Annotated in this window: 22 protein-coding genes; 15 read left to right on the top strand and 7 right to left on the bottom strand. The window is 73.4% G+C overall.

Translation table 11 applies throughout. From position 1 onward, the window contains the following. Positions 1 to 43: 43 nt before the first annotated feature. The 3 genes from ACIBBF_RS13090 to ACIBBF_RS13080 all read right to left on the bottom strand — a co-directional run bounded on the left by ACIBBF_RS13090 (position 44) and on the right by ACIBBF_RS13080 (position 4,294). The gene (locus tag ACIBBF_RS13090; RefSeq protein ID WP_397413732.1) at positions 44 to 1,345 is read right to left on the bottom strand and encodes a DUF6596 domain-containing protein; all 1,302 of its coding nucleotides are present in this window, start codon (positions 1,343 to 1,345) and stop codon (positions 44 to 46) included. A gap of 10 nt (positions 1,346 to 1,355) precedes the next feature. Beyond that, positions 1,356 to 1,736, bottom strand: a complete 381-nt coding sequence (locus tag ACIBBF_RS13085) for a YciI family protein (protein ID WP_397413730.1) — start codon at positions 1,734 to 1,736, stop codon at positions 1,356 to 1,358. A gap of 80 nt (positions 1,737 to 1,816) precedes the next feature. Continuing rightward, positions 1,817 to 4,294 carry a DNA topoisomerase (ATP-hydrolyzing) subunit A gene (locus ACIBBF_RS13080; RefSeq protein WP_397413727.1) on the bottom strand — a complete coding sequence of 826 codons (2,478 nt, stop codon included), beginning with the start codon at positions 4,292 to 4,294 and terminating at the stop codon, positions 1,817 to 1,819. A gap of 154 nt (positions 4,295 to 4,448) precedes the next feature. Between ACIBBF_RS13080 and ACIBBF_RS13075 the strand changes: the two genes are divergently transcribed. The 5 genes from ACIBBF_RS13075 (at position 4,449) to ACIBBF_RS13055 (ending at position 10,243) form a co-directional block, all read left to right on the top strand. Next, the gene (locus tag ACIBBF_RS13075; protein ID WP_397413725.1) at positions 4,449 to 4,904 is read left to right on the top strand and encodes a hypothetical protein; all 456 of its coding nucleotides are present in this window, start codon (positions 4,449 to 4,451) and stop codon (positions 4,902 to 4,904) included. A gap of 48 nt (positions 4,905 to 4,952) precedes the next feature. Next, positions 4,953 to 7,709: a GNAT family N-acetyltransferase gene (locus ACIBBF_RS13070; RefSeq protein ID WP_397413723.1), complete on the top strand. Its 2,757-nt coding sequence runs from the start codon at positions 4,953 to 4,955 to the stop codon at positions 7,707 to 7,709. A 109-nt stretch (positions 7,710 to 7,818) separates the two neighbouring features. After that, positions 7,819 to 8,397, top strand: coding sequence for a DUF5998 family protein (locus tag ACIBBF_RS13065; RefSeq protein ID WP_397413721.1), 579 nt, complete (start codon positions 7,819 to 7,821; stop codon positions 8,395 to 8,397). Continuing rightward, on the top strand, positions 8,394 to 9,590 hold the full coding sequence (locus ACIBBF_RS13060) for an alkaline phosphatase family protein (protein ID WP_397413719.1): 1,197 nt from the start codon (positions 8,394 to 8,396) through the stop codon (positions 9,588 to 9,590). The genes ACIBBF_RS13065 and ACIBBF_RS13060 overlap by 4 nt, the downstream gene beginning before the upstream one ends. Before the next feature lie 8 nt (positions 9,591 to 9,598). Continuing rightward, complete coding sequence (locus ACIBBF_RS13055) at positions 9,599 to 10,243, top strand: thymidine kinase (RefSeq protein ID WP_397413716.1); 645 nt, start codon at positions 9,599 to 9,601, stop codon at positions 10,241 to 10,243. Positions 10,244 to 10,249: 6 nt separating this feature from the next. Here the strand turns inward: ACIBBF_RS13055 and sepH are convergent, their stop codons facing one another. Beyond that, positions 10,250 to 11,407 carry a septation protein SepH gene (gene sepH, locus ACIBBF_RS13050; RefSeq protein WP_397413714.1) on the bottom strand — a complete coding sequence of 386 codons (1,158 nt, stop codon included), beginning with the start codon at positions 11,405 to 11,407 and terminating at the stop codon, positions 10,250 to 10,252. Between the two features lie 120 nt (positions 11,408 to 11,527). On the opposite strand from sepH, the gene ACIBBF_RS13045 reads away from it, so the two are divergent. After that, a complete protein-coding gene (locus tag ACIBBF_RS13045; protein ID WP_397413710.1) occupies positions 11,528 to 12,391 on the top strand; it encodes an inositol monophosphatase family protein in 864 nt (287 codons plus the stop codon). Between the two features lie 310 nt (positions 12,392 to 12,701). Continuing rightward, positions 12,702 to 13,001 (top strand): DUF4193 domain-containing protein, encoded by a 300-nt coding sequence (locus ACIBBF_RS13040; RefSeq protein ID WP_116675819.1) that lies wholly within the window; start codon positions 12,702 to 12,704, stop codon positions 12,999 to 13,001. A gap of 101 nt (positions 13,002 to 13,102) precedes the next feature. On the opposite strand, the gene ACIBBF_RS13035 is transcribed toward ACIBBF_RS13040, so the two are convergent. Next, on the bottom strand, positions 13,103 to 13,546 hold the full coding sequence (locus ACIBBF_RS13035) for a DUF3093 domain-containing protein (protein WP_397413708.1): 444 nt from the start codon (positions 13,544 to 13,546) through the stop codon (positions 13,103 to 13,105). 90 nt (positions 13,547 to 13,636) lie between these two features. On the opposite strand from ACIBBF_RS13035, the gene dut reads away from it, so the two are divergent. The 4 genes from dut (at position 13,637) to ACIBBF_RS13015 (ending at position 16,164) form a co-directional block, all read left to right on the top strand. Beyond that, positions 13,637 to 14,125: a dUTP diphosphatase gene (gene dut, locus ACIBBF_RS13030; protein WP_397413706.1), complete on the top strand. Its 489-nt coding sequence runs from the start codon at positions 13,637 to 13,639 to the stop codon at positions 14,123 to 14,125. Positions 14,126 to 14,251: 126 nt separating this feature from the next. Next, a complete protein-coding gene (locus tag ACIBBF_RS13025; protein WP_397413704.1) occupies positions 14,252 to 14,977 on the top strand; it encodes a DUF3710 domain-containing protein in 726 nt (241 codons plus the stop codon). 15 nt (positions 14,978 to 14,992) lie between these two features. Next, positions 14,993 to 15,379, top strand: a complete 387-nt coding sequence (locus ACIBBF_RS13020; RefSeq protein WP_397413701.1) for an OB-fold nucleic acid binding domain-containing protein — start codon at positions 14,993 to 14,995, stop codon at positions 15,377 to 15,379. 35 nt (positions 15,380 to 15,414) lie between these two features. After that, the gene (locus ACIBBF_RS13015) at positions 15,415 to 16,164 is read left to right on the top strand and encodes a DUF3159 domain-containing protein (protein ID WP_397413699.1); all 750 of its coding nucleotides are present in this window, start codon (positions 15,415 to 15,417) and stop codon (positions 16,162 to 16,164) included. A 3-nt stretch (positions 16,165 to 16,167) separates the two neighbouring features. Here the strand turns inward: ACIBBF_RS13015 and ACIBBF_RS13010 are convergent, their stop codons facing one another. Next, entirely contained in the window at positions 16,168 to 16,833 is a 666-nt protein-coding gene (locus ACIBBF_RS13010) for a potassium channel family protein (RefSeq protein WP_397413697.1), read from the bottom strand. Beyond that, positions 16,833 to 17,486 carry a potassium channel family protein gene (locus ACIBBF_RS13005; protein ID WP_397413955.1) on the bottom strand — a complete coding sequence of 218 codons (654 nt, stop codon included), beginning with the start codon at positions 17,484 to 17,486 and terminating at the stop codon, positions 16,833 to 16,835. The genes ACIBBF_RS13010 and ACIBBF_RS13005 overlap by 1 nt, the downstream gene beginning before the upstream one ends. A 96-nt stretch (positions 17,487 to 17,582) precedes the next feature. Between ACIBBF_RS13005 and ACIBBF_RS13000 the strand changes: the two genes are divergently transcribed. The 4 genes from ACIBBF_RS13000 (at position 17,583) to acnA (ending at position 24,759) form a co-directional block, all read left to right on the top strand. Next, positions 17,583 to 19,580, top strand: coding sequence for an APC family permease (locus ACIBBF_RS13000; protein WP_397413695.1), 1,998 nt, complete (start codon positions 17,583 to 17,585; stop codon positions 19,578 to 19,580). 30 nt (positions 19,581 to 19,610) lie between these two features. Beyond that, entirely contained in the window at positions 19,611 to 20,990 is a 1,380-nt protein-coding gene (locus ACIBBF_RS12995) for a class I SAM-dependent RNA methyltransferase (protein WP_397413692.1), read from the top strand. Positions 20,991 to 21,053: 63 nt separating this feature from the next. Beyond that, the gene (locus tag ACIBBF_RS12990) at positions 21,054 to 21,854 is read left to right on the top strand and encodes an SGNH/GDSL hydrolase family protein (protein ID WP_397413690.1); all 801 of its coding nucleotides are present in this window, start codon (positions 21,054 to 21,056) and stop codon (positions 21,852 to 21,854) included. Between the two features lie 142 nt (positions 21,855 to 21,996). Further along, positions 21,997 to 24,759 (top strand): aconitate hydratase AcnA, encoded by a 2,763-nt coding sequence (acnA, locus tag ACIBBF_RS12985; protein ID WP_397413688.1) that lies wholly within the window; start codon positions 21,997 to 21,999, stop codon positions 24,757 to 24,759. The last annotated feature ends 17 nt before the right edge of the window (positions 24,760 to 24,776 follow it).

Raw genomic sequence — 24,776 nt, 5'->3', positions numbered from 1 at the left:
CGAACCTGTCACATTGCAAACCCGCACGGGTGCTTTGTTGCGATTAATCTGTGCGTCGTCGGCAGAACTCCCGCAACGGCCCCTCCGGCATTACCTCCAGCAATTCCCGGTACTGCCCCGCCGCTTCATCGGTCCGGCCTGTGCGACGCGCGAGGTCGGCCAGAGCAAGGCTCGCGTCACGGGCGGCGTACGGCGGGCCGTCCGCCACCAGATCCTCCAGCTCCCGTTCGATCCGGTCGAGGCCGGGAACAATGCCTCGCACCGACTGGTGGGGTGCCCCGTCGTGCGCGGGCCGCTCGTCCAGAGGCGCGGCTGGATCCGAACGGCCTGATCGCGCCAGTACGACCCGCCCCAGCACTACCAGCCTCCCCACCCGCACAGCGGGCGACGGCCACACCTCCAGCAGCGCGTCGTACAGCTGAGCCAGCCGAACCCAGTCCGTCTCCTCCGCCGACCGCGCCGTCGCATGTACTCCGGAGATCGCCGCCTCCAGCGTGAATCGCCCCGGCCGCCCCAGCGTCCGAGCGACCGCCGTCGAAGCATCGTCCAGCCCCGCCACCAGCAACCGCCGGTCCCACAGCCCCCGATCCACCTCGTCCAGCGGCAGCGCCACACCGTCCCGCACCCGCCCCGGGCGCCGCGCCAGCCCGAGCCGGCACACCGCCCGCAGTCCCAGCACCTCGGGGTCGGCCGGGTACTGAGCCACCAGCGCCTCCGCGAGCGTGAGGGCGTCCCGTGCCGGGTCCTGCGTCGCGTCCGCGGGTTCCAGCTCGAAGCGCTGGCCCACGGTGAACAGGCCGGCCACGCACGCGAGCACGATCGGCAGCCGGGCGTCCCGCGCCGCGCCTTCGGGCACCGCGAACTCGCCGCGAGCTCGGGCCAGCGCCGCCTTGGCGCGGGTGAGGCGGGCCGCCGCCGTCGCCTCGGCGATGCCGAGGTGGCCGGCGATCTGCTGGATGGTGAGGCCGCAGACCACGCGCATCGCCAGGACCAGCTGGGCGCCCGGTGCGATCGCGTCGTCGCAGGCGACGAAGAGCAGGGCCAGGCGGTCGTCCAGCTCGGAGCCCGGTTCCGGGGGCACGTGCACGGGGGCCACCTCCGGCCTGGCGAGCTGGGGCTGGATCCGGGTGAACACCGCCTGGTGGCGCACGGCGTCGAGCCAGGACCGGCGGCCCACCTGGACGCACCAGCCGACGAGGTCGGTGACGGTGCCGTCGGGCTGGGCCGCCGCGCGAGCGAACGCCTCCGCGGCGTACTCCTCGCCGTGGTCCAGGCTGCGGGTGGTCACCGCGAGCGACCGCACCACCTGGGGCCAGGCGGTGCGGAACGCCGCGGGGTCGATCACCACGGGAGGGTCAGGAGCCGAAGCGCATGACCTTGCGCCACTCGACCACGTTGCCGCTCGGGACGAGGGCCGCGATCTTGCGCGCCGTGGCCTCGTCGCACTCGACCTCGTAGAAGCCGGTGATCACCTCGTTGGTGTCGGTGAACGGCGCGTCCGTGTACACGGGCTCGGCGCCGTCCTTCCCGGGCACCACCCAGCCGCCGTACCTGGCGTTCTGCAGGGCGTCGCTCCCGGTGATCTTCACGCCGAGCTCGGCCACCGCCTCGGCGAAACGCTGGTGCGCCGCCATGTCGGGGTCGTCGCGACGGTCCGCGCCCTGGAGGTTCTCCGGGAGGAAGGCGTCCGAGTCCCAGTCGTTCTCGCGGATCAGGAAGATCCAGGTGTCGGTCATGTCGAGCTCCTCTTTCGCTGGATGGTGACACGCCTTGGACGTGCGAGCGACGCAGGAATCGACACCCCCGACGAAACTGGTCAGCCGATCACCGCGACCGGTACCGAGATGGGCGTGCCGGACCCGTCGCGACGCTCGTCCACCTCGGGCAGGTCGACCGGCTGGCCGCCGGCGCCGAGCGCCCGTGGGGGAGTGGCACCCACCCAGGCCATGATGAGCCCGTCCTCGCCCTTGAGCAGGCGCTGCGACCGCACACCGCCGGTCGCGCGCCCCTTGCCCGGGTACAGGGCGAACGGCGTGACCTTGCCCGCGCCCGGCTCGATCCCCGGGAGCGCGTCGCCGGCGCCCGCGATCGTCACCACGCTGGCCTCGACGCCGGCCGGGACCGCGCCGAAGAACACGACCTGCTGGCCCTCGCCGAGCTTGATGCCCGCCATGCCGCCCGCGGCGCGGCCCTGCGGCCGGACGGCGGACGCCGGGAAGTGCAGCAGCGAGGAGTCGCTGGCCACGAAGACCAGCTCGTCGTCGTCCGCCACCACCGCGGCGCCGACCACGGAGTCGCCGTCCTTGAGCGCGATCACGGGCCACTCGTCGCCCTTGGCCGGGGCGTCGGACGGCGCGATCCGCTTGACGACGCCCTGCGCCGTGCCGAGCGCCACGGTCGGCGCGTCGGCGCCGAGCCCCGTCACCGCTCGCACCGTCTCGCCGCGCTCCAGCTCCACGAGCTCGCTGACCGGGATGCCGCCCGACAAGGACGGCGCTCCGTCGGTCGGCGGGAGCGACGGCAGGTCGAGCACGGAGATCCGCAGCATCCGGCCGGCCGACGTCACCAGGCCCACGAACCCGCGCGTCGTCGCGGACGCGTCGCCCCGCAGGGCGTCGTGCGCGGCGCGGTTGCCGTCGCGCGGCACCGGGACGTCGTCCGGGAGCCGCGCCAGGAGACCTGTCGCCGACAGCACCACGCGCGTGGGCTGATCCTTGATCTGCAGGTCGATGGGCTCGGCCGTCTTCTTGCGCCCGTTGCTCGCGGGGGCGGCCACCGAACCGACCGACCCGCCCGCGGCGTCGAGGAGCACCGTGCGGCGCGGCGTGCCGTACGTCTTGGCCACCTCGCCCATCTCGGTGCTCACCAGGCGGCGCAGCAGCTTCTCGTCACCGAGGATCTGCTCCAGCTCGGCGATCTCGCGGCGCAGCTCCTCGGCTTCCTTCTCCAGCTCGATGCGCGAGAACTTGGTCAGCCGGCGCAGCTGCAGGTCGAGGATGTAGGACGCCTGCGGCTCGGACAGGTCGAAGATCTCGCGGAGGCGGTCGCGCGCGATGGCGGCGTCGTCGGACGAGCGGATCACCTGGATGACCTCGTCGATGTCGACGATGGCGATGAGCAGGCCGTCCACCAGGTGCAGGCGCTCCAGGCGCTTGTCGAGGCGGTGCTGCGACCGGCGCCGGACCACCAGGATGCGGTGGTCCACCCACACACGCAGCATCTCGACCAGGCCCAGCGTGCGGGGCTGCCCGTCGACCAGGGCCACGTTGTTGATGCCGAAGGAGTCCTCCAGCGGCGTCACGCGGTAGAGCTGCTCCAGCACGGCGTCCGGGTCGAAGCCCGTCTTGACCTCGATGACCAGGCGCAGCCCGTGCGTGCGGTCGGTGAGGTCCTGCACGTTGGAGACGCCCTGGATGCGCTTGGCCTTCACGCCGTCGGCGATCTTCTCGATCACCTTCTCCGGGCCCACGAGGTAGGGCAGCTCCGTGACGACGATGCCCTTGCGGCGCGGCGTCACGTTCTCGATGCGGGCCGTCGCCCGGGTGCGGAAGGTGCCGCGGCCGGTGCGGTACGCGTCGCGCACGCCCTCCAGCCCGACGATCTTGCCGCCCGTGGGCAGGTCCGGGCCCGGCACGAACCGCTGCAGGTCCTCCAGGGTGGCCTCAGGGTTCTTGATCAGGTGCTGCGCCGCGGAGACGACCTCGACGAGGTTGTGCGGCGCCATGTTCGTCGCCATGCCGACCGCGATGCCGGAGGCGCCGTTGACCAGCAGGTTCGGGATCGCCGCCGGCAGCACCTCCGGCTGGGTGAGCTTGTTGTCGTAGTTCGGCACGAAGTCCACGACGTTCTCGTCCAGGCCCGTGGTCATCGCCATCGACGGCGCCGCCAGCCGCGCCTCGGTGTACCGGGGGGCGGCGGGGCCGTCGTCGAGCGAGCCGAAGTTGCCGTGCCCGTCCACGAGCGGCAGCCGCAGCGAGAAGTCCTGCGCGAGGCGCACCAGCGCGTCGTAGATGGGGGCGTCACCGTGCGGGTGCAGCTTTCCCATGACCTCGCCGACCACGCGCGAGGACTTCACGTGCGCGCGGTCGGGCCGCAGGCCCATGTCCGACATCATGTAGAGGATGCGGCGCTGCACCGGCTTGAGGCCGTCGCGCGCGTCCGGGAGGGCGCGCGAGTAGATGACGGAGTAGGCGTACTCGAGGAACGAGGTCTCCATCTCCGAGGCGACGTCGATGTCCACGACCTTCTCGTGGATCTCGCTCTCGTCGAGCGGCTGCGACGGCTTGCGCGCCATGGTTCGTGGGACTCCTGCACTCTGGGGCTGACGGGACAGGCAAACGGTACCCCGCGCCACCCACACTCCAGCCCGTCACACACCGACACCAGATCTCGCCGCACTCACCACGGGGCGTGTGCACATCGGGCCTCTCACCTGGCAGTATTTGGGTATGCCCGAATTGCCGCTGGTCAGCAGGTCAGCCACCGTCCCGGGCTGGCTGGCACGGGTCGGTCTCGCGTACGGCGTCGTCGGGCTCAGCGTGGTGCCCGTCCTGGTGCTCGGCGCCCTGATCACGTGGTGGATGCAGGCCTGGCAGTGCGCCCAGCAGGAGTGGGGCTGCCTGGAGGAGGGCATCACCGTGTGGGCCGGGCTGGCGATCCTCGCGGCCGTGCTGCACATCGTGGTCTCGATGCGGGCCGGGCTCGGCGTGGTGCACGGGCTGGTGGTGGTCGCGGTCGCCGCCGTCGCCGCCAACGTCGCGCCCGCGCTGGGTGCCTGGCTGCTGCTCGCGGTGGGCCCGGCGGTCGCCGCCATCCTCACGGCCTCCGGCCCGAGCCGCCGGCAGCGCCTCGTGCTCGTGGGCTTCGGGGTCATGCTGCTCGTGGGCACGGTGCTCGTGCGCTGACCTCGTGCGCCGAGGCCGGCTGTCGGTGGCGGTCGCTAGCCTGGGACCGTGGATCAGCCAGAGGCCGTGGGTACCGTGCGCCTGCCCTATCCGACCGGGTACCCGGTCGAGTGGGAGGCGGACGTCGTGCTGCGCGACGGGTCCACCACGCACGTGCGTCCCATCCGCCCCGACGACGCCGATGCGCTCCAGCGCTTCCAGATGGCGCAGTCCGAGCGCTCCACCTACCTGAGGTTCTTCGCCGCCCTCCAGCGCATCCCGGAGCGCATGCTCACCCAGCTCGTCACGGTCGACCACGTGCGTCGGACGGCGCTCGTCGCGGTCCGGCCCGCCGCGGGCGACGGCCCGGACCGCAGGGCGGAGGACATCGTCGGCGTCGCGCGCTACGACGTGATCGACGACCAGCCCGGCCGCCGCACCGCCGAGGTCGCGTTCAACGTCGCGGACGCCATCCAGGGCCAGGGCCTGGGTTCCGTGCTCCTTGAGCACATCGCGGCGGCGGCGCGTGAGCGGGGCGTGCACCGGTTCGTGGCCGAGGTGCTGCCGCAGAACCGCGCCATGCTGGGCGTGTTCCGCGAGGCGGGCTATGCCGTCGAGCAGCACCTGGACGACGGCGTCGTGACGGTGTCGGTCGACCTCGACCCGACCGACCGCTCCCGCGAGGTCATGGCCGACCGCGAGCACCGCACGGAGGCCCGCTCGATGCAGGGGCTGCTCTCGGCCCGGCGGGTGCTGCTGATCGGCCCGCACGACGCCGCGGCCGCCCCCACCGTCGACGACCTCCTGGCCGCCCGGGTCCGTGAGGCCCACGCCGCCGACCCGGGCGACACGGAGCTCCTCGTGCTCGGCGAGCACGTGACGTGGGCGGACCTCGGTGCCGACAGCATCGACCTCGCCGTGATCGCCGCGCCGCCCGACGAGGTGATCGACGCCGTCCGCCGCCTGCGGGGCACGGGCGCACGCGGTGTGGTCGTGCTGTCGGCCGGCTGGGCCGAGGCGGGGCCCGACGGCGTCGCCCGGCGCCGCGAGCTGCTGCGCACCGCGCACGCCGAGGGCATGCGGGTGGTCGGCCCGGCGAGCTACGGCCTGCTGACCAACGTGCCCGGTGCGCGCCTGCGCGCCAGCCTCGCGCTGACCGCCCCGCGGCCCGGGCGCGTGGGGTTGTTCAGCCAGAGCGCGCCCGCCGCCGTCACGGCCGCCGAGACCGTCAAGCGCCGGGGCCTCGGCCTGTCCACGCTGGTCTCGGCGGGGCACCGGGCGGACGTCTCGGGCAACGACGTGATGCAGTACTGGCAGGACGACCCGCACACCGACGTCGTCTGCCTGTACCTGGAGACGCTCGGCAACCCCCGCAAGTTCTCGCGGATCGCCCGGCGGCTCGCGCAGGTCAAGCCGGTCGTCGTGGTGGTCGCGGGCCGGCACGGCAGCGTGGTGCCCCCGGGGCACACCGTGCGGGCCACGCGCGCGCCGCGGCGCATGCTCGACGAGGTACTCCGGCAGTCCGGCGTGATCCGTGCGGAGAACACGCACCAGCTCATGGACGTCGCCCAGGTGCTGGCCCACCAGCCGCTGCCCGCGGGCGGCCGGGTGGGCATCCTCGCCAGCTCGCCGTCGCTCGCGGCCCTCGTGGCCGACGCCGTGGCCGCGGCCGGCCTGACGGTCGTGGGCCCGCCCGAGCCGCTGTCCGCGGGCGCGCCCGACGACGAGATCGCCGCCGCCGTCGACGCCCTCTACGCGCCCGACGCCTGCGACGCCGTGGTCGTGGTCTCCGTGCCCGTGGTGCTGCCGCGCACCGACGCGATCGCGCGGGCCGTGACCGAGGCCGCCGCCCGCACGGGCCGCACCACGGTGGTCAGCGCCGTCGGCCTGCACGGGCTGCCCGACGAGCTCGCCTCCGGCGACGTGCGCATCCCCGCCTTCTCCACGCCCGAGGACGCGGTCTGGGCGCTCGGTGAGGTGGTGCGCTACGCGCAGTGGCGCACCCAGGACCACGGCACCCCGGTGCGCCCGCCCCTGCGCGAGGGGATGTCCGACGGCGCCGCGCGGGCGCAGGCCCGCACCCTGGTCGAGTCCCTGCTGGCCCGGCACGCCGGGAAACCGGCCCCGGCCGACGGCGTCCTCCTGGACCAGGGGGAGGCCGCCGAGCTGCTGGCCTGCTACGGCCTGACCCTGTGGGGATCGGTCAGCGTGCGCACGGCGGACGAGGCCGTGGCCGCCGCCCAGGAGCTGGGCTGGCCGGTCGCGCTCAAGATTGCCGCCCCCGCGCTGCGGCACCGCGCTGACCTGGGCGGCGTCCGCCTCGACATCGCCGACGCCGAGGACCTGCGCGAGGACGCCGAGCGCATGCTGGCCGCGGCGTCCGCCCTGCTGCCCGCGCCCGACCCGGTGCTGGAGGTGCAGGCCATGGCACCCACCGGCGTGGCCTGCGTGGTGCGCTCGGTCGAGGACGAGCTGTTCGGCCCCGTGGTCTCGTTCGGCCTGGCGGGCGACGCCGTCGACCTGCTCGACGACGTGACCCACGGCGTGCCGCCCCTGACGGACGTGGACGTGGCGCGCATGGTGCGCGGCGTCCGCGCGGCCCCGCGGCTGTTCGGCTACCAGGGCGCACCGGCCGCCGACGTCGCCGCGCTGGAGGACGTGCTCGCGCGCGTGTCGGTCATGGCCGACGACCTGCCGGAGCTCGCCTCCCTGGAGCTGTACCCCGTGGCCGTCGCCGAGCACGGCGCCTCGGTGCTGCACGCGACGGTCCGTCTGCGCCCGGCGGAGCGCCGCACCGACGCGCCGCGCCGCGCCCTGCCGGGCTGACCCGGCCAACCTGCCGGGCTGACCCGGCCAACCTGCCGGGCTGACCCGGCCAACCTGTCGGGCTGACTCGGCTAACGGCGACCGGCCCGCTCGTGGGAGGATTCTCCCCGTGCCCCATGCCCCTACCGATGCCCGTGCAGACCTGACCGCCCACCTCCACCGGGCCGGCTACTACCCGGAGCTCGTCGCGGACGTGCTCGACGTGGCGCTCGCCGACGAGGAGGTGGTGTCGCACCTGGTGCAGGCGGAGACGACGTTCGACTCGGAGGTGCGGCGGCACCTGACGGTCCTGGTGCTCACGCCGACCCGGCTGGTCACCGCGCACGTCGACGACCACGCGGGGGCCGACCCGGCCAGCCCGGGCTCGGCGTCCGCCACGACGGAGGTGGTGCCGCTGCGTGAGGTCCGCTCCGTGGCGCTCACCCACGTGATCGCCGACCCGGAGCGGTACCCGCACGCGGGCGGCACGCGCGAGGTCACGCTCGCGATCGGCTGGGGTGCCGTGTCCCGTGTCGACCTGGAGCCGGCCACGTGCGTGGACCCGAGCTGCACGGCCGACCACGGCCTCACCGGCCAGGTGACGCCGGACGACGTGGTGGTGCGGGTCTCCGGCGAGGCCGAGGGCGACGCCGCTGTCCGGGCCGCCGTCGACTTCGCCCGCGCCCTGTCCCGGGCCACGTCTGCGTGAGCGCACCGGACCTGCCCGCGGGCCTGGTCGCGCCGACCTACGACACGACGAGCCTGGCGGCGGTGCTGCCCGCCGTCGCCGGCGCCCTGGGTCACGACCTGACCACGGCCACCGGCCTGACCGCCGCGGGCAGCCGCGCGGCGCTCGGCCTGCCCGACGCCGAGCGCGTGGTGGTGGTGCTCGTGGACGGCCTCGGCATCCGCAACCTCGCCGAGCGCGGAGGCCACGCGCCGTTCCTGCGTGGCCTGCTCCGGGAGCGGGACGTGGACGCCGCCACGCTGACCTCCAGCTTCCCCTCCACGACCGCCGCGGGCCTGAGCATCCTCGGCACGGGCACCGCGCCGGGTCGCACCGGCATGCTCGGCTACACCCAGCGCGACCCGGTGAGCGGGCGGCTGGCCGCCGTCGTGCAGTGGAAGGATCTCGGTGACCCGGCCGACGTGCAGCGCGAGCCCACGGTGCTGGAGACGCTGGCCGCGGCGGGCGTGAGCGTGACGGCGCCCGGCCCGCGCAAGTTCGCCGGGTCCGGGATGACCCAGGCCGCGCTGCGCGGCCCCGTGCAGGTGGCCGCCGAGACGTTCGAGCAGCGGGTGGACGCCACGGTCGCGGCCCTGCGCCGGCCGGGCCCCGCGCCGCAGCGCCTCGTCTACCTGTACCAGGGCGACGTCGACAAGACCGGCCACGGGTTCGGCTGGGACTCGTGGCAGTGGGGCGACGCCCTGGAGGCGACCGACCGCGAGCTGCGCCGGCTGCTGCGGAGCGTGCCGCGCGGCACGCTCGTGGTGGTCACGGCGGACCACGGTCAGATCAAGGCCGACCTCGGCACCCAGTGGGACGTCGCCACCGACGGCGAGCTGCGGCCCGGTGTCGCGATGGTCGGCGGGGAACCGCGTGCCCTGCACGTCTACACCGACCCCGGCACCGACCCGGCCGACGTCGCGCGGCGGTGGGCCGGGCGCCTGGGGGAGCACGCCGTGGTCCGGCGGCGGGACGAGGCCGTCGCAGCCGGGTGGTTCGGTCCGGTCGCCCCGCACGTGCTGCCGGCGGTCGGCGACGTCGTGGTGGCGATGACGGGCGCCGCGACCGTCGTGGACTCCCGGGTGCACTCCGCCGCCGCGCGGGCCCTGCCCGGCGTGCACGGCTCCCTGACCCCGCACGAGATGCTCGTGCCCCTGCTGACGGCCGTCGCCTAGGAGGACTCGTGGCCGAGCTCGTCTTCTTCTCCGGGACCATGGACTCCGGCAAGTCCACCCTCGCCCTCCAGACGGACCACAACTACCGGGCCCGCGGGCGCGAGGGCCTCATCTTCAGCCGCGGCGACCGGGCCGGCGAGGCCCGGGTCTCCAGCCGGCTCGGCCTGCAGGTCGCGGCTGAGGAGGTCACCGACGACACCGACTTCTGGGCCGAGATCGGCACCCGGCGCGCGGCTGGCCAGGCCGTCGACTACCTCGTGTGCGACGAGGCGCAGTTCTACTCGCCCGCCCAGGTGGAGCAGCTCGCCCGGCTGGTGGACGAGATGGAGATCGACATCTTCGCCTTCGGCATCACCACCGACTTCCGCACCCGGCTGTTCCCCGGCAGCGCCCGCCTGATCGAGCTCGCCGACCGCATCGAGGTGCTCCAGGTCCAGTCGCTGTGCTGGTGCGGTGCGCGCGCCACGCACAACGCGCGCACCGTCGACGGCGTCATGGTCACCGAGGGCGAGCAGGTCGTCATCGGCGACGTCGGAGCGCTCGAACCGGCCGCCGAGGTCGCCTACGAGGTGCTGTGCCGCCGGCACCACGTGCGCCGCATGACGGCGCTCACCGCGAGGCGCCGGTCGGCGCAGGACTCGCTCTGGGGCTGACGGCCGCTAGATCTCTGGCCGCGACCCGAACACGATCTCGTCCCAGCTCGGCACCTGCGCCCGGGACTTGCGCCCGCGCTTGGCAGCCGGCCGCCTCGGCTCGGCCTGCGGCTTCTCGGGTGCCGGCTCGGGGGAGGGCACGTCCGGCGCAGGCTCCGGCTCCGGGCTTTCCGTGACGGCCTCGGGCTCCTGACCCGGCTCCGTCCCGTCCGCCCGTCCCGGCCCGGGGATCTCCCACTGACTGGGCGCCTCCCACTCCAGGTCGGCGGGGGAGTCCGGCACGACGACGGACGGCATCCTCGGGCGAGAGCCGCCCCGCCGCGCGCCGATGTCGACGACGGCCGCGGACTGCTCTGCGGGCTCGGCGGCACCGGCAGGCTCGTCGCCCGCCGGGTCGGGCAGGTCGTCCGGGTCCAGCAGGTGCGGCTGCTCGTGGTCCGGGCTCGGACGGCGCGCCGGGCGCTGGCCGCGTCGCTCGGACAGGTTGTCCAGCAGCAGGTCGGTGTCGTCCGGTTCGGGCGGGGCCGGGCGCGTCGGGTGCTGACCGCCGCGCAGCGGCGACAGGGCGGACACGCCTGCCAGCGCGGGGCCGCCGTCGTCCTCGGGCAGACCGAGCCAGCGGGCCTCGTCGTCGAGCGCCTCCACGAACCCGCCGCGCGGCTCCAGCGACCAGCGGGCGACCCGTGGGCGCTCGGCGGCGGTGAACTCCACCTGCACGATCCACGGGTGGGTGCCCTCGCGGGTCGCGCTCCAGCGGGCGTCGTCGGGACGGACGCCCCGCGAGCGCAGGCGCTCGTCGGCGACCTCGCCGAGGGTGGTCGCGCCGTCGTCGTCGGTCAGGACCGCCTTGGCGCGCACGCGCGAGATCGAGTGCTCGCGCTCGGAGATCACGGGGTACTCGAAGCGCCGCACGTGCTCGACCGGCAGGCCCGAGGCCTCGGCGAGCTGCTCGACGGTCTCGCCGGCGCGCAGGCGTGCCTGGATCTCGCGGGGTCGCAGCGCGGACTCCTCCTGGGCCCGGATCGACTCCATGCGCGGGCGGTCGCCGCGGATCGCGGCGCGCAGGGCATCCGTGATCGGCAGGGTGCTCTGGGCGCCGTCGCGCGCCACGAGGACGAGCCGTTCGCCGTCCTCGTGCAGCCGTACCAGCTCCAGCTCGTCCATGCCAGTCCTCCCGGGGTAGTCCTGTGGGCCGAGCCTGCCACCGCGGGGCGGCCCCGCGGCGCAGGCGCGTCGGTGTGCCGCGGGATAGTGGCCGGCACACGCGTGGGGCAGGATGGGTGCGTGACCTCACCCGCACTGCCCGAGCTGCCAGACGGCGTCACCGTCACCGCCCTCCGCGACCTCGCCGTCCGCCTCGCGACGGCGGCCGGTGCCCTGGTCCGTGAGGGTAGACCGGAACGGGTGGTCGTGGCGGCCACGAAGTCGAGCGAGGTGGACCCGGTCACGGTCATGGACCGCGCCTCGGAGGACCTGCTGCGCGAGATGATCGCCGCAGAGCGGCCCGACGACGCGATCCTGGGCGAGGAGGGCGACGACGTGCCCGGCACCAGCGGGCTCACCTGGGTGCTCGACCCGATCGACGGCACGGTGAACTACCTGTACGTGGTGGCGTCGTGGGCGGTGTCGGTCGCGGTGGTGGCAGGTCCGCCCGAGCCCGGTGCGTGGACGGTGCTGGCCGGGTGCGTGCACAGCGTGGCCGACGGGCGCACCTGGTCGGCCGGCCTCGGCGAGGGGGCCACGCGCGACGGCGAGCCCGTCCGGGTGGGGTCCGCGTCCTCGCTGGGCACCTCCCTGGTCGGCACGGGATTCGGCTACGACGCGGGCCGCCGCGCGCAGCAGGCGCAGGTCCTCACGCAGGTGCTGCCGAAGATCCGGGACATCCGCCGGCTCGGCTCGGCCGCGATCGACCTGTGCCTGCTCGCCCAGGGCTCGATCGACCTGTACTACGAGCGGGGCCTGAACCCGTGGGACATGGCGGCGGGGGCCGTGGTGGCGACGGAGGCGGGGGCCGTGGTGACCGGTCTGCGGGGCGGGCCGGCCGGGAACGCGATGACCGTCGCGGGGCCCGCGCACCTGGTGGCGGAGCTCGCCGGGATCCTCGAGGAGATCGACGCCGACGGGGCGGCCGAGCCCGGAATCGGGTGATCTTTTTTCTGACACGGCCTGTGACCGGTCAGCACCCCGGAACCCGGTGAGAAGGCGCTGGGAAGGCCGTCAATGCAGGTCAGAGCCTACGTGACGGGGGTTACACCGGCAGATGTAGCGCGCCTGACAGAAATGGTGCACAATCCGTGGGCCGACTCGGGAACAAATCCGGGGCCGCATGCATTATCAGCGCGTACACCCGCTGAGGGCGCCGTTCCGCGGCGTCGTGCGGGGACCCGGCCGGGGCGGCGTCGAACCCCGGATGGCCCGAAACCTTCCGGCGCGACCACCTACCGACGGAGAACACCACATGGCAACTGACTACGACGCCCCACGCAAGACCGATGAGGATGTCGAGCAGGACTCGATCCAGGAGCTGCAGGCACGTCGTTCCGACAAGTCCTCGGGCGTTGTGGACGAGGACGAGACCGAGGCGGCCGAGGGCTTCGAGCTCCCGGGTGCCGATCTGTCCGGCGAGGAGCTCGCCGTGCGTGTGCTGCCGCGTCAGGCGGACGAGTTCACGTGCTCCAGCTGCTTCCTCGTGCACCACCGCAGCCAGCTGGCCTACGAGAAGGCCGGCCAGATGATCTGCACGGAGTGCGCCGCCTGATCCACCAGGCCTTTCCGCACGCCGTCGAGCACTGACGAGGCACTGACGACACGACCGGGCTGTCATGCGATGCGTGGCAGCCTTCGTCGTGCCCGGGGTCCTCAGCCCTCCAGCGCCCGGACCAGCAGCTCCGGCCGGCGCGTGGAGACGAGCCAGTACGGGGTCGGGTCGGCCGGGTCGTCGAGCGCGACCCGGACCCCGGTGCGGGCCCAGGCCCGCAGGCACACGTACGCGCGCGCGTCCAGGCCCGGTCCGAGCTCGTGCCGCATCGCGGCCACGTCCAGGGCCTGCGCGGGCCCGAGCAGCGCGACCGGGACGCGGGCGCTGCCGGCGCGCAGGACGCCGTCGGACACCTCGACCACCGGTGACGTCACCGCGAGGGCGGCCGCCGTGCCCACACAGACCAGGAGCCCGGCCAGGACCGCCGCGCCCGCGTGCACGGGCCACAGCGCGATCGCCGCGATGGCTCCCAGACCGACCGTGCCGAGCCAGCCTCCCGGACCGGGCAGCAGGCGCTCGTGGAAGGTGAGGGTGGTCGCCGTCATGGGGACATCATCCCAGCCCCGGATGCCTGCCCGGGCACCCGGACCGGCACTCTTGCGGCAGCGGGCCCCGAGGTGGCGTACTCTTCCGGCGTGCCCACCCCCGAGACCAGCGCCGCCTCCGGCGCCGACGGCAGCACGGTCGACGTGCTCATCCGCCTCCTCGACGACGTTCCCGTCCCCTCCTACGCGCACCCCGGCGACGCCGGTGCCGACCTGGTGACGACCGTCGACGTCGAGATCCCGCCCCAGGGGCGGGTGATGGTGCCCACGGGCGTCTCGATAGCACTTCCCGACGGCTACGCGGCGTTCGTGCACCCGCGGTCGGGGCTGGCGGCGAAGCACGGGGTCACGATCGTGAACGCGCCCGGCACCGTGGACGCCGGGTACCGGGGCGAGATCAAGGTCACGCTGCTGAACACCGACACCACCGAGGCCGTGAAGCTGGTCCGTGGCGACCGCGTGGCGCAGCTCGTGGTCCAGAAGGTCGAGCGGGCCCGGTTCGTGCAGGCCGAGACGCTGCCCGGGTCGCACCGGGGCGACGGGGGCTTCGGCTCCAGCGGCGGTTTCGCGGGCCGCTGAGCCGGCACCGACTTCCGTACCGGCCGTGGGCCGCAGGGGTCTAGGCTGTAGGTAACGAGTGGATAACGCCGCCGTGCGGAGCAACCGCACGCGCGCGGCGAGCCGAACTACGTAAGGAGCGTGGCTGTGGGTCTGTTCAGCCGACGAGGTGCGGCGGATGAGCCCGCGCCGGTCGAGTGGGCGTCGGTCGAGGCCGAGCAGCAGAAGCGGCCGCACGGACCGTTCGACCGGTCGCAGGTGGACGAGATGGGTCCGCGTGTCGACCTCGGCGCGATCTGGCTGCCGGTGATGCCGGGCCTCGAGCTGCGCATGGAGATCGACAAGAAGACGCAGAAGGTGACCGGGGTGACGGCCGCGCTGGAGGGGTCGAACCTGCAGGTGCAGGCCTTCGCGGCACCGCGCACCGAGGGCATCTGGGACGAGATCCGGCACGAGATCGCCCAGTCCGTGGGCGGCCAGGGCGGCGTCGTGGATGACGTGCCGGGCGTGTTCGGGCGCGAGCTGCTGGTGCGGATGCCGGTCAAGGGCCCCGACGGGCAGACCGGTCAGCGGCCGGCCCGGTTCATCGGGGTGGACGGCCCGCGCTGGTTCGTCCGGGGCGTGCTCGCGGGCCGGGCGGCGCTGGACGCCGAGGCGGCCAAGCCGCTGGAGTCCGTGTTCGCGAACATCGTCGTGGTCCGCGACCAGAGCCCGCGGCCCCCGCGGGACCTGCTGCCCCTGGCGCTGCCGAAGTCGGCGCGCAAGGATGGTGCCCAGGAGGCGGCACCCGCCGCCGGTCCCGAGGGCGCGGCACCGCAGCTGTCGGACTTCAACCCGCTGCGTCGCGGCCCCGAGATCACCCAGATCGGCTGACGAGGTGAGGTACTGATGTCGCTGCGTTCGGCGCTCGCGTCGCGCATCGCACGGACGCTCGCGTCCAACGAGGAGGTCTCGGACACCGAGGAGCGCGCCGACGCCTCCCGGAACGCCGGGTGTGCCGCCGTCACGTCGCTGCCGCTGCGCAGCCGGGGCAAGGTGGCCGGTGTGCTGCGGTCCGTGGTGCTGCGTCCGCGCGAGGGCGTGCCGACCCTGGAGGCGGAGCTGTTCGACGGCTCCGGCGCCCTGGACCTCGTGTGGCTCGGACGGCGGACCATCGACGGCATCGAGCCCGGCCGGCGCATCCGCGTGGAGGGCATGGTGTGCGAGGTCGACGGCCGCCGCACCATGTTCAACCCGCGCTACGAGCTCCGGCCGCGGCCGGGGGAGCACGGGTGAATCAGCGGCCGGCCGAGCACGGCACAATGGGCCCCATGAGCGAACCCGTACGTGACGACGTGCCCACGCAGCCCGAGCCCGAGCACGCCCCCGCCCGCGGGATGCGTGCCCTCACCGGCGAGGAGTTCTCGGCCGCGCAGGCCGTGGGCGGCGTGCGCGGCCTCGTCGAGGCGGTGCTCCCCGGCCTGGTGTTCGTGGTCGCGTTCGTCATCTTCACCGACCTGACGGTCCCGCTGATCGCCTCGGTCGTGGCCGCCCTCGTGCTCGTCGTGGCGCGGCTCGTGCAGCGCACGCCCGTGACGCAGGCCCTGGGCGGTCTGCTCGGCATCGCCATCGGCGTGGTGTGGGCATGGACGTCGGGCGAGGCGGAGAACTACTACGCGGGCGGCCTGCTGCTCAACGCGGGCTACCTCGTGGTGCTGCTCGTCACCATCCTGGTGCGCCGCCCCGCGGTCGGGTACGTGGTCGAGGCCCTGCGGGCCGGCCTGACGCCCGACGCGGTGCGCGCCGAGGCCGGCCGGGAGCCCGGGAGCGACGGGCCCTCGCCGTTCGCGGCCCTGACCGCCTGGCGCGACGACCCCGCCAAGCTGCGCACCTACACGATCGCCACCTGGCTCTGGGTCGGGCTGTTCGCCCTGCGCCTGGCGGTCAAGACGCCGCTGTACTTCGCGGGCGACATCGCGTGGCTGGGCACCTTCCACCTGCTGCTGGGCGTGCCGCTGTGGGCGCTGGTGCTGTACCTGACCTGGTACGTGGTGCGGCGGCAGGCGCCCGAGGGCGCCTAGCCCTCAGCCCTTCGGCACCAGCAGCTTCTGGAGAGCCGCGGTGTCGGCGTCCTTCCCGGCCACCAGGAGCAGCTCGTCGCCCGCCTCCAGGGTGTCGTCGCCGCTGGGCACCAGCGGGCGCCCGTCGCGCACGATGGTCGAGAGCGTGACCTCGGCCGGCCACACGACCTGGCCCACGCGCGTCCCCGCGACGCGGGAGTCGGCGGGCAGGGTCAGCTCCAGGATGTCGGCGCCCGACTGGCTGAAGCTGAAGATCTTCACCAGGTCGCCCACGGCGACGGCCTCCTCGACCATCGCCGTCATGATGCGCGGCGTCGACACCGCCACGTCCACGCCCCACGACTGGTCGAACATCCACTCGTTCTTCGGGTTGTTCACGCGCGCGACCGTGCGCGGCACCCCGAACTCCGTCTTGGCCAGCAGGGAGAACACGAGGTTCACCTTGTCGTCGCCGGTGGCGCCCACCACGACGTCGGCCTGCTCCATCTCGGACGCCTCCAGTGCGGGCAGCTCGCACGCGTCGGCGAGCACCCACTCCGCCTCGGGGACCTGCGAGACCCGCATGGCCGCGGCGTTCTTGTCGATCAGGGTGACCTCGTGGTCGTGGCTGAGCAGCTCCCGGGCGATCGAGCGGCCCACGGAGCCGGCCCCGGCGATGACGACGCGCATCAGTCCTCCTCGGCGGTCGGGGCGGCGGTCAGGATCCGCTCGACGTCGGCCGAGGCGTCGGCCGTCATGAGCAGGTGCAGGGTGTCGTTCTCCTGGAGCACGACGTCGGGCGTGGGCAGCACGGCCGAGGTGTAGCGGGTCACGAACGCGACCCGGGCGCCGGTCGCGGACTCGATCGCGAGCACGGGCCGGCCCACCCAGCGCCGGTGGTAGTCGATCTGCGCGAGCCGCACCGTGCCCGACGGGTCCACGTACTCGTCGCTGGAGCCCAGCGGCAGCATGCGGCGCAGCACCTGGTCGGCCGTCCACCGCACCGTGGCGACCGTCGGGATCCCCAGGCGCTGGTAGATCTCGGCGCGGTGCGGGTCGTAGATGCGCGCCACGACGTTGTCGACGCCGTACGTCTCACGCACCACGCGGGCGGACAGGATGTTGGAGTTGTCGCCGTCGGACACCGCGGCGAACGCGTACGTGTCCTCGATCCCCGCCTGCACGAGCGTGTCCCGGTCGAAGCCGACGCCCGTCACCTTCTTGCCCGAGAAGTCCGCGGGCAGGCGCCGGAACGCGTCCGGGTTCTGGTCGATGACGGCCACGGAGTGCCCGCGACCCTCGATCTCCTGGGCGAGGCTGGAGCCGACGCGGCCGCAGCCCATGATGACGAAGTGCACGGACGGAACGCTACCGCGCCGCGGGTGATGGCGGTGCCCCGGGTGCGCTGGAGGCCATCGACGGGCATAGAGTCATCCAACGTGTCAGACATCGTCGATGCGGCCAAACGCCTCCTGGTCGGCCGCCCCATGCGCAGCGAGAGCCTGGGGCACACGCTGCTGCCCAAACGGATCGCCCTGCCCGTGTTCGCCTCGGACGCGCTGTCGTCCGTGGCCTACGCGCCGGACGAGATCCTCCTGACTCTCTCGCTCGCCGGCATCGCCGCCCTCGCGTTCTCGCCATGGGTCGGTCTCGTGGTGGTCGTGGTGCTGCTCATCGTGGTCGCCTCCTACCGCCAGAACGTGCACGCCTACCCGTCCGGCGGCGGCGACTACGAGGTCGCCACCACCAACCTGGGCCCGACGGCGGGCATCGGCGTCGCCTCGGCCCTGCTCGTCGACTACGTGCTGACCGTGGCCGTGTCGATCTCGTCGGCGGCCCAGTACGCTTCCGCCGCCATCCCCGGGCTGCGCGGGCACGAGGCGGCCGCCGCCGTGATCGCCGTGGTGCTGCTCACGCTGGTGAACCTGCGCGGCGTCAAGGAGTCCGGCACGGCGTTCGCCATCCCGACGTACTGCTACATGGCGATCGTCGGGGCCCTCATCGTGACCGGTGCCTTCCGGTTCTTCTCCGGGAACCTGCCGAAGGCCGCCAGCGCCGACTTCGAGCTCTCCGCCGAGGCGGCGTTCGACCAGGGCCTGGTGGGCATCGCGGGCGCCTTCCTGCTCGCGCGCGCCTTCGCGTCCGGCTGTGCCGCCCTGACCGGCGTCGAGGCCATCAGCAACGGCGTGCCCGCGTTCCGCAAGCCCAAGTCGCGCAACGCCGCCACGACCCTGCTGCTGCTCGGCGCCATCTCCTCGACCATGATCATCTCGATCCTCCTGCTGGCCCAGGCGACCGGTGTCCGGTTCGCCGAGGACCCGCACGAGCAGCTCTCGCTCAACGGCCAGCCGGTCTCGGACCACTACGTGCAGATCCCCGTGATCGGCCAGCTCGCCGAGGCCGTGTTCTCCGGCTTCCCGCCCGCGTTCTACGCGGTCTCCGCCGTCACGGGCCTCATCCTCGTGCTCGCCGCCAACACGGCCTTCAACGGGTTCCCCGTGCTGGGCTCGATCCTCGGCCGCGACGGCTACCTGCCCCGGCAGCTCCACACCCGCGGCGACCGGCTCGCGTTCTCGAACGGCATCATCACGCTCGCGGTCGCGGCGATCGTGCTCATCGTCCTGTTCGACGCCGAGGTCACCCGGCTCATCCAGCTCTACATCGTGGGCGTGTTCGTGTCGTTCACGCTGTCCCAGCTCGGCATGCTGCGGCACTGGACGCGCGAGCTGCGCACGGCGCACGACCCGGCGGTGCGGGGCCGCATGCTGCGCTCGCGCCTCGTCAACGGCGTGGGGTTCGGCCTCACGGGCATCGTGCTGATCATCGTGCTGATCACCAAGTTCACGCACGGCGCGTGGATCACACTGCTCGCGATGGGCGTCCTGTTCGTGCTCATGCGGTCGATCCGCAAGCACTACGACCGCGTGCGCGACGAGCTCGCGCTGGACGACGTCTCGGCCGCCCGGGCGCTGCCCAGCCGGGTGCACGCCGTCGTGCTGGTCTCCAAGGTGCACAAGCCGACCATGCGGGCCCTGTCCTACGCGCGCGCCGCCCGGCCGAACGTGCTGGAGGCCGTCACGGTGGGCGTGGACCGCGAGGACGTCGACGGACTGGTCGCCGAGTGGGAGGCCCTCGACCTGCCGGTGCCGCTGCGCATCCTGGACTCGCCGTTCCGCGAGATCACCCGGCCCGTGGTGAAGTACGTGCGCTCCCTGCACCGCGAGTCGCCGCGCGACCTCGTGATCGTGTACATCCCGGAGTACGTCGTGGGCCACTGGTGGGAGCAGCTCCTGCACAACCAGTCCGCGCTGCGGCTCAAGGGCAGCCTGCTGTTCACACCGGGCGTCGTGGTGGCCTCCGTGCCGTGGCAGCTCGACTCGTCCAGCGGCCAGACGGGCCTGGAGGGCGACACCTTCCTGCGCGGGCGGCGGATGTAGCGGGCCGGTCCCGTGGGCGATACTGGAGGCATGCCCCGTACCCCCGACCGCCGCACCGCGCCCGCCGACCCGGACTCCGGTGGCCGCCCGCGCCGCCGTCCGCAGCGTTCCCCGCGGCCGGGCCGCGCCCGCCGCGTGAGCGACGTCCCCGACCCCGCCGTAGGCCGGGAGGTCGAGCTCGAGGTCGGCCCGGTCGCGCACGGCGGCCACTGCGTGGCCCGGCTGGACGGCCGCGTCGTCTTCGTCCGGCACGCCCTGCCCGGCGAGCGCGTGCGGGCCCGCGTCACGGAGGGCGGCCAGACCTTCTGGCGGGCCGACGCCGTCGAGGTGCTCCAGGCGTCCCCCGACCGGATCGAGCCCGCGTGGCCCGCGGCCGGCCCGGACGGCGCGGGCGGCGGCGAGCTCTCCCACGTGGCCATGCCGGCTCAGCGGCACTGGAAGAAGACGGTGCTCGTCGAGCAGCTCGAGCGGCTGGCGCGCATCGACCCCGAGTGGCTGGAGCGCGAGGTCACGGTCGAGGCCGCACCCGGCGACGACGAGCGCCGCGGCCTGCACTACCGCACCCGGATCGAGCTGGTGGCCGACTCGGACGGGCACGCGGGGATGCGCGCGCACCGCGGGCACCGGGTGATCCCGCTCAAGAAGATGCCGCTGGCCACCACCGAGCTCATGGACTTCGCCGTGGCGGAGGACGTGTTCACCCGGACGTGGACGCCGGGCGCGCACCTGCGCCTGGTGGCGCCGTCCGAGGGTGAGCCGCTGCTCCTGGTCGACGGCGCGCCGTGGCGCCGCGGACGGCCCGACCCCCGCCCCAACGCGCGCCGGGCGGTGACCGAGGTCGTGACCGGGCCGTGGGGCACGCACCGCTACCGCGTGGCGGCCGACGGGTTCTGGCAGGTGCACCGCGCGGCGCCTGCGCTGCTGACCGGCGCCGTGCTGGACGCGACGGGGGCGACGGCGGGGGAGCTGACCGGGGCGACCGTCCTGGACCTGTACTCCGGCGCCGGGCTGTTCACGCTGCCGCTCGCGGACGCCGTCGGGCCGCAGGGGCGGGTCGTGGCCGTGGAGGGCGACGAGCGGGCCGTGAAGGACGCCCGCCGGAACGCGCACGCGTTCGAGCAGGTGACGCTGGAGGTGGGCGCCGTGGAGCAGGTGCTGGCCGAGCGGGTCCCGGCGGCCGACGTCGTGGTGCTGGACCCGCCGCGCACCGGTGCCGGGCGCGCCGTGGTCGACGCGATCGCAGCCCGCGACCCGCGCCGGATCGTGTACGTGGCCTGCGACCCCGCCGCGCTGGCGCGCGACGTGGGCTACCTGGCCGCGCACGGGTACGCGCTGTCGGGGGTGCGCGGGTTCGATCTCTTCCCCCATACGCACCATGTCGAGGCCGTCGCCGTACTGGACCGGGCCTGACCGACGAGATGGACAAATCGCACTGCTCCGGACGCATAGGATTCGCCTCGTGAGGATCGTCTCGTGAAGCGGTGGTTGGTGGGCGGCGGGGTCGTCCTCGGGGTGGCGGCGGCGTTCGTGCTGGCCGTCGTGGTGGGCATGTTCCTCGGTGGCGGCAGCTACACGGCCGGAGGGACCCCGCAGACGGTGTCGACGGCGGCGCCGGCCGTGGTGGTCTCGCCGACGCCGAGCCCCGCGCCGACGGAGCCGTCCGCGCTCCCCACGCCCCGCCCCACCCCGACCGAGCCCCTGCCGCGCAACGGCGCCCGCCCGGCGACCGCGCTGTTCGTGGGCGACTCGTACACCGTGGGGCAGCGTGCGTCGTCGCCCGAGGAGCGGTGGAGCTCGATCGTGTCCCGGCAGATGCGCTGGACCGAGCGCAACGTCGCGGACGGGGGCACCGGGTTCGTCAGCCGGTACCCCGACAAGGGCCTGCTCTCCTACGCGGAGCAGCTGCGCTCCGTCAAGTATCCAGCGCGCATCGACGTGGTGGTCATCGCCGGCGGGCAGAACGACTTCGACGAGCTGCGCACCGAGCCGGCCACGGTGTTCCAGGCCGTCGAGGACACCTATGCGCTCGCTGCCGAGCGGTTCCCGGACGCGCGGATCATCGCCGTCGGGCCGTCCACGCCGTGGGCGGTCGGGCTGGAGGTCCGGGCCCTGGACGGTGCGGTGCGCGCGGCGGCCGAGCGGTACGGCGCGACCTACGTGTCGCTGATCGACCCGAACGTGGTGCGGCAGCGCTACGTCGACGCGGACGGGATCCACGTGACCGACGAGGGGTACGCCGCCATCGCGCGCCGGGTGGTCACGCAGATATCTTGACGTCAAGATAAATGCGTTATGCTGGCTGCAGCAGCCCGGCCTAGGCTGGGTGAAGCCCCCTGGAACCCATGCGAAGGCTCCATCGCGCGATGACAGCGCCTGTGAGAGCCGACGCACCGTCAGCCCCGCAGAAGGAGCCAGTGTGAGCACCGTGGACACGTTCGGATCGAAGGGAACGCTGGAGGTCTCCGGCACGCCCTACGAGATCTTCCGGCTCAGTGCGGTCGAGGGCGTCGAGCGCCTCCCGTACTCGCTGAAGATCCTCGCCGAGAACCTGCTGCGCACCGAGGACGGTGCGAACATCACCGCCGACCACGTGCGCGCCCTCGCGTCCTGGGACCCGGACGCGCAGCCCGACACCGAGATCCAGTTCACGCCCGCGCGCGTGATCATGCAGGACTTCACCGGCGTGCCCTGCGTCGTGGACCTCGCCACCATGCGTGAGGCCGTCGCGGCCCTCGGTGGCGACGCGACGCGGATCAACCCGCTGGCCCCCGCCGAGATGGTCATCGACCACTCCGTGCAGATCGACGTCGCCGGCCGCGCCGACGCGTTCCAGCGCAACGTCGAGTTCGAGTACCAGCGCAACCACGAGCGCTACCAGTTCCTGCGCTGGGGACAGACCGCGTTCGACGACTTCAAGGTCGTCCCGCCGGGCACCGGCATCGTGCACCAGGTCAACATCGAGTACCTGGCCCGCACGGTCATGACGCGTGAGGTCGACGGCGCGCTGCGCGCCTACCCGGACACCTGCGTCGGCACCGACTCGCACACCACCATGGTCAACGGCCTGGGCGTGCTGGGCTGGGGCGTCGGCGGCATCGAGGCCGAGGCCGCGATGCTCGGCCAGCCGGTCTCGATGCTCATCCCGCGCGTGGTGGGCTTCAAGCTCAACGGCTCCATCCCGGCCGGCGTCACCGCCACCGACGTGGTGCTCACGATCACGCAGATGCTGCGCCAGCACGGCGTGGTCGGCAAGTTCGTCGAGTTCTACGGCGAGGGCGTGGCCCAGGTGCCGCTCGCGAACCGCGCCACCATCGGCAACATGTCCCCGGAGTTCGGCTCGACGGCCGCGATCTTCCCGATCGACTCGGTCACGGTCGACTACCTGCGCCTGACGGGTCGCTCCGAGGAGCAGCTCGCCCTGGTCGAGGCGTACGCCAAGGAGCAGGGCCTGTGGCTCGACGCCGACACGCCCGAGGCGGTCTACTCCGAGTACCTGGAGCTCGACCTGTCCACGGTGGTCCCCTCGATCGCCGGGCCGAAGCGCCCGCAGGACCGCATCGAGCTGAGCAACGCCAAGGCCGCGTTCACGCGTGACCTGCCCACCTACGCCCCCGAGGTGCTGGACCAGGTGGACGAGGCCGAGAAGGAGTCGTTCCCCGCGTCCGACTCGCCGGCCATCACGCCGAACGGCCGCAAGCACGTGCACGTCACGAACAGCGACGGCAAGGAGTTCGAGCTGTTCCACGGCGCGGTCGCGATCGCCTCGATCACGTCCTGCACCAACACCTCGAACCCGTCGGTCATGCTCGCCGCGGCGCTGCTCGCCAAGAACGCCGTCGAGAAGGGCCTCGTCTCCAAGCCGTGGGTCAAGACCTCCATGGCCCCGGGCTCGCAGGTCGTGACCAACTACTACGAGAAGGCCGGCCTCTGGCCGTACCTCGAGAAGCTGGGCTTCCACCTGGTCGGCTACGGCTGCGCCACCTGCATCGGCAACTCCGGCCCGCTGGACGAGAAGGTCTCCGAGGCCGTCAACGAGCACGACCTGTCGGTCGTCTCGGTGCTCTCGGGCAACCGCAACTTCGAGGGCCGCATCAACCCGGACGTCAAGATGAACTACCTGGCCTCCCCGCCGCTGGTCATCGCGTACGCCCTGGCCGGCACCATGGAGTTCGACTTCGAGCACGACCCGCTGGGCCGCGACGAGGCCGGCAACCCCGTGTTCCTGCGCGACATCTGGCCGTCGCCGGAGGAGGTCGAGGCGACCATCGCGTCCTCGATCGACCGCAAGATGTTCGAGTCCGACTACGCCGACGTCTTCAAGGGCGACGAGCGCTGGGCCGCCCTGGAGACCCCCGAGGGCGACACCTTCGCGTGGGACCCGGAGTCGACGTACGTGCGCAAGCCCCCGTACTTCGACGGCATGGGCATGACGCCGGAGCCCGTCACCGACATCTCCGGCGCCCGCGTGCTGGCCAAGCTGGGCGACTCGGTCACCACCGACCACATCAGCCCTGCCGGCTCCATCAAGGCGGACAGCCCGGCGGGCAAGTACCTCGCCGAGCACGGCGTCGAGCGCCGCGACTTCAACTCCTACGGCTCGCGCCGCGGCAACCACGAGGTCATGATCCGCGGCACGTTCGCGAACATCCGCCTGCGCAACCAGCTCCTGGCCGCCGAGAACGACGGTGCGGGCGTCGAGGGCGGCTTCACGTTCAACTTCGTGAAGAACGCCCAGGACACGATCTACGACGCCGCGCAGGACTACGCCGCGGCCGGCACCCCGCTCGTGGTGCTCGGCGGCAAGGAGTACGGCTCCGGCTCGTCGCGTGACTGGGCCGCCAAGGGCACCGCGCTCCTGGGCGTCAAGGCCGTCATCACGGAGAGCTTCGAGCGCATCCACCGCTCCAACCTCATCGGCATGGGCGTGCTGCCGCTGCAGTTCCCGGCGGGCCAGAACGCCCAGTCGCTGGGCCTGGACGGCACGGAGACCTTCGACATCGCGGGCGTCACCGCGCTGAACGAGGGCACCACGCCCGAGACGGTGGCGGTCACGGCGACGAAGGCCGACGGTTCGCAGGTCGCCTTCGACGCCGTGGTGCGCATCGACACCCCGGGCGAGGCGGACTACTACCGCAACGGCGGCATCCTGCAGTACGTGCTGCGCTCGCTCGTCGCCTGAGCCTGAGCTGACACGAC

Source organism: Promicromonospora sp. NPDC050880 (assembly GCF_044456525.1).
GTDB lineage: Bacteria > Actinomycetota > Actinomycetes > Actinomycetales > Cellulomonadaceae > Promicromonospora.
This window is presented reverse-complemented; position numbering and strand designations above follow the sequence as displayed.

Excerpts from the sequence above, each read along its gene's own strand:
- ACIBBF_RS13085 (WP_397413730.1), bottom strand. The coding sequence starts at position 1,736 with ATGACCGACACCTGGATCTTCCTGATCCGCGAGAACGACTGGGACTCG.
- ACIBBF_RS13080 (WP_397413727.1), bottom strand. The coding sequence starts at position 4,294 with ATGGCGCGCAAGCCGTCGCAGCCGCTCGACGAGAGCGAGATCCACGAG.
- ACIBBF_RS13075 (WP_397413725.1), top strand. The coding sequence starts at position 4,449 with ATGCCCGAATTGCCGCTGGTCAGCAGGTCAGCCACCGTCCCGGGCTGG.
- sepH (WP_397413714.1), bottom strand. The coding sequence starts at position 11,407 with ATGGACGAGCTGGAGCTGGTACGGCTGCACGAGGACGGCGAACGGCTC.
- ACIBBF_RS13040 (WP_116675819.1), top strand. The coding sequence starts at position 12,702 with ATGGCAACTGACTACGACGCCCCACGCAAGACCGATGAGGATGTCGAG.
- ACIBBF_RS13035 (WP_397413708.1), bottom strand. The coding sequence starts at position 13,546 with ATGACGGCGACCACCCTCACCTTCCACGAGCGCCTGCTGCCCGGTCCG.
- ACIBBF_RS13020 (WP_397413701.1), top strand. The coding sequence starts at position 14,993 with ATGTCGCTGCGTTCGGCGCTCGCGTCGCGCATCGCACGGACGCTCGCG.
- ACIBBF_RS13015 (WP_397413699.1), top strand. The coding sequence starts at position 15,415 with ATGAGCGAACCCGTACGTGACGACGTGCCCACGCAGCCCGAGCCCGAG.
- ACIBBF_RS13010 (WP_397413697.1), bottom strand. The coding sequence starts at position 16,833 with ATGCGCGTCGTCATCGCCGGGGCCGGCTCCGTGGGCCGCTCGATCGCC.
- ACIBBF_RS13005 (WP_397413955.1), bottom strand. The coding sequence starts at position 17,486 with ATGGGCTGCGGCCGCGTCGGCTCCAGCCTCGCCCAGGAGATCGAGGGT.
- ACIBBF_RS12995 (WP_397413692.1), top strand. The coding sequence starts at position 19,611 with ATGCCCCGTACCCCCGACCGCCGCACCGCGCCCGCCGACCCGGACTCC.